The organism is Blautia sp. DFI.3.45, assembly GCF_020593505.1.
GTDB lineage: Bacteria > Bacillota > Clostridia > Lachnospirales > Lachnospiraceae > Blautia_A > Blautia_A wexlerae.
On the sequence record NZ_JAJDMI010000094.1, the window covers coordinates 1 to 3189 of the forward strand.

4 protein-coding genes are annotated in these 3189 nt (G+C 41.6%); 2 read left to right on the forward strand and 2 right to left on the reverse strand.

Annotated features, from left to right (window positions below; genetic code table 11):
* Positions 1-84 precede the first annotated feature (84 nt).
* Both LJE09_RS16850 and LJE09_RS16855 read right to left on the reverse strand, forming a co-directional pair.
* A complete protein-coding gene (locus LJE09_RS16850) occupies positions 85-234 on the reverse strand; it encodes a hypothetical protein (RefSeq protein ID WP_155513426.1) in 150 nt (49 codons plus the stop codon).
* Positions 235-356: 122 nt separating this feature from the next.
* Positions 357-1280: an alpha/beta fold hydrolase gene (locus tag LJE09_RS16855; protein ID WP_227311583.1), complete on the reverse strand. Its 924-nt coding sequence runs from the start codon at positions 1278-1280 to the stop codon at positions 357-359.
* A 242-nt stretch (positions 1281-1522) separates the two neighbouring features.
* Here LJE09_RS16855 and LJE09_RS16860 point away from each other — a divergent pair, with 242 nt between their 5' ends.
* Together LJE09_RS16860 and LJE09_RS16865 are read left to right on the forward strand one after the other, a co-directional pair.
* A complete protein-coding gene (locus tag LJE09_RS16860) occupies positions 1523-2584 on the forward strand; it encodes a DUF5067 domain-containing protein (RefSeq protein ID WP_025581289.1) in 1062 nt (353 codons plus the stop codon).
* Between the two features lie 195 nt (positions 2585-2779).
* Positions 2780-2995, forward strand: coding sequence for a DUF378 domain-containing protein (locus LJE09_RS16865; protein ID WP_025581288.1), 216 nt, complete (start codon positions 2780-2782; stop codon positions 2993-2995).
* The last annotated feature ends 194 nt before the right edge of the window (positions 2996-3189 follow it).

Here is a 3189-nt window from a genome sequence, read left to right on the forward strand (position 1 = left end):
TTCAATTTTAGTATTGACTTTTTATTTGCAGGCTAAAGTAACGAGAATGCGACGCACAATTATTCAAACGTAAAGTCTTATACCTTAACAGCGAGAAAGACTGCCGAATTGCTCCGACAGTCTCTCATTTTTTACAAGTTCTCCCTGTTCTGCCGCCGGATTTTTCTCCGTACAGCCTGCACAGCCAATGCTGAAAACAAGTATCAGCAACAATATCATTTTGTTTTTTCCCAATATCCGGTTCTCCTCTCTTAAAATGGATTTTAATGGTTCTATAGCAATTCGCAGCCATCAAACAACAAATAGTTACAGATCGTTATAGTTTAACCGGATATCTCTCCATTTTATACATCCACTCAGAAACCTTTTTTTCTCATATAGACAGCAATATCACGATAAACCTGCTCCTTGCCGATCTCATTAAGAATTTCATGACGCATTCCCGGATACAGTTTCCCCTTTACATCTTTATAACCGGCCCGTCGCATAGCCCGCACTGTCTTTGCAAAATGGCGCACATTGATCAGACAGGGATCCTCAGCCCCGCTTACAAACAATACCGGCATATCTGGATTTGTACAGGAAAAATGCTCCACATCATAGGCACGCTTCATCAGTTCAAATAATGCCAGATACGCATCGTCCGTAAAAGTGAAACCACACAATTCGGATTCCTCATATTCTTTCGCCACATCAGGATCAGAACAGATCCAGGCTGTACATCTCTTATCCTTTCGGAATTTCATTGCCCCTGCACCAAATGACATTGTTTCGATAAGTTTACTTCTGTGTCTCGGTCCAAAGACTGCTTTCTCTGTCTTTGCAATGGCAACTCCCAGAGGCATGGCAGTATTGTAGCTTGGAGAACCGCACACGATCAGCATATCTACGCAGCTGTCATGTTCTGCCACAAATGCCCTCACTGCCAGCGAGCCCATACTGTGCCCCATCAGGATCAGCGGAAGTTCCGGATAGTATGCATGGATTTTCCTGTTCACTGTCCGGATATCCTGAAGCATCGCCTGTGCTCCCCCACCGTATGTAAAGCCGAGATCATCCTGATGTTTTACACTTTTTCCATGTCCTCTGTGATCATGGATCACCACCACATATCCAAGCTTTGCCAGATACTGCATAAACGGGATATATCTATCTTTATGCTCACTCATTCCATGAACCAGCTGTACAATTGCACGATAGGGTTTCTTATCCGGTATCAGTGCCATGACCGAAATCTCAAGCCCGTCTGCTTCTGATTTAAAAGAACTCTCATACTTCATAGATCCACGCCTTCTTTCTGTATTTTCTTATATATTTATATTATCCGCTCTGATTTCTATAATTTTGATTATAAGTAAGACAATTGCCATTGTCAACGCATTCTGATATAATCAATTATATCGTTACTGTTCACTCTGTTCTCAGTAACATTACATCTGCACGAATGTTGTTGCAGATATAAAATTGAAACTTTTTAACATAATACGTTTCAGAGCGGTTATGCTCTAAGGCAGGAGGAAATATGACAAAAGGTAATAAGAAAGGACATGCCGGGCTGATTATTTTCATTCTGATCCTGGTTCTCGTCATTGGCGGAGGTACAGGTTTCTATTTCTATCAGCGACAGCAGCCACGCAAGGCAGTTGAAAATTTTCTTGACAGTATGAAGAAAATGGACTTCAATGCAATGGAATCCATGATCCAGAGCAGCGATCTCACAGCACTGGACAATGCAGATATCCGCGATGCCGCATACACGGATTTCTTCTCAGAAATTAACAAAAAGATGACCTATAAGATCACCAGAAACAGATTCGACATCCAGAATGGTACAGCTTCTGTCACAGCACATATCACTTACATTGACGGAACCAATATTTATAAAGCGACTATCACTGAATTTCTCCGTCAGATCGTTTCCAACGCTTATGCCGGAAACCAGCTTACAGAAGAAGAGACACAGGCAAAACTTGCTTCCATTCTGAATGAACAGGCAAAAAAAGTGGAAAAGGATGTATTCTCCGAAACAGATATCACCTATCCGGTGATCAAAACAGATTCCGGATGGAAAATTGTTTCTCTGGATGATGAGACAGTAAAAATCATGTCAGCAAACTTCAAGAGTGTTGAAGAGGAAATAAACAACTCCCTCAACAATATGGATAACGAAGATTCCTCAGGTTCTTCTTCCAATGCACCGGAGGCATCTGCAGATGATACGCTTAATCTCACAACAGAAAAATTTACGATCAAATATACCAAACATACGATCACCAAAGACTTTGCCGGAAATCCATGTATTATGGTTTATTACGATTACACCAATAATTCTTCCTCTGCATCCAGTGCAATGGTTGATGTCAGCCTAAAAGCTTACCAGCATGGAGAATCCTGCGAGGCAGCGATTCCCGAGAATAATGACGATGCCATCGATCATTTTACAGCTGAGATTCAGCCCGGACAGACCGTTAATGTATGCCAGGCATTTACACTGACAGATGAGAGTGATGTAACGGTTCAGGCACAGGAGGCATTTTCCTTCGATGAAGACGCAAATGCCAGACAGATACTTAAAGTAAAATAATCCGATTGTCAGACAGATATTCTCAATTGAAGCAGAAAACTTATTTAATTCTGTTGAAATATGCACAGTGGTTCAAATTTAATTTGAACCTGCTGTGCATATTTTTTGTCTTTCATGGCACAATATGAAATGTAATAGCTTTATGATTCCTGTAAAAGCTGTATACAGCGACAGGTTATGAAAGGATGGTGACTTATGGGAAGCAAATGTTTAAGATATACGGCGCTGACTATCGCCATTATCGGAGCTGTTAACTGGGGACTGATTGGTTTTTTCAATCTGAACCTGGTCGCTCTCCTTTTCGGAAGCATGAGCTGGGTTTCCAGAATCGTATATGGTCTGGTTGGAATCTGCGGACTCTATCTTCTGACCTTTTACGGTGATTCCGACACTATCTCAGAACAATCCTGAGTACAAGCCGACATCTGAAATTATAATTCTATACTATAATCCTTCCTAACGGACTGCGGCATATTTATCAAATGGATATGCCGCAGTTCTTTTATAGTGGTTCTTAAAAGAAAAAAGGACTTCGGAAAATCCGAAGTCCTAAGAGCGATAGACGGGGCTCGAACCCGCGGTCTCGACCTTGGCAAGGTCGCGCG

What these genes read in the sequence shown, in the direction of transcription:
- LJE09_RS16855 (WP_227311583.1), bottom strand. Translation starts at nt 1,280, where the DNA reads ATGAAGTATGAGAGTTCTTTTAAATCAGAAGCAGACGGGCTTGAGATT.
- LJE09_RS16860 (WP_025581289.1), top strand. Translation starts at nt 1,523, where the DNA reads ATGACAAAAGGTAATAAGAAAGGACATGCCGGGCTGATTATTTTCATT.
- LJE09_RS16865 (WP_025581288.1), top strand. Translation starts at nt 2,780, where the DNA reads ATGGGAAGCAAATGTTTAAGATATACGGCGCTGACTATCGCCATTATC.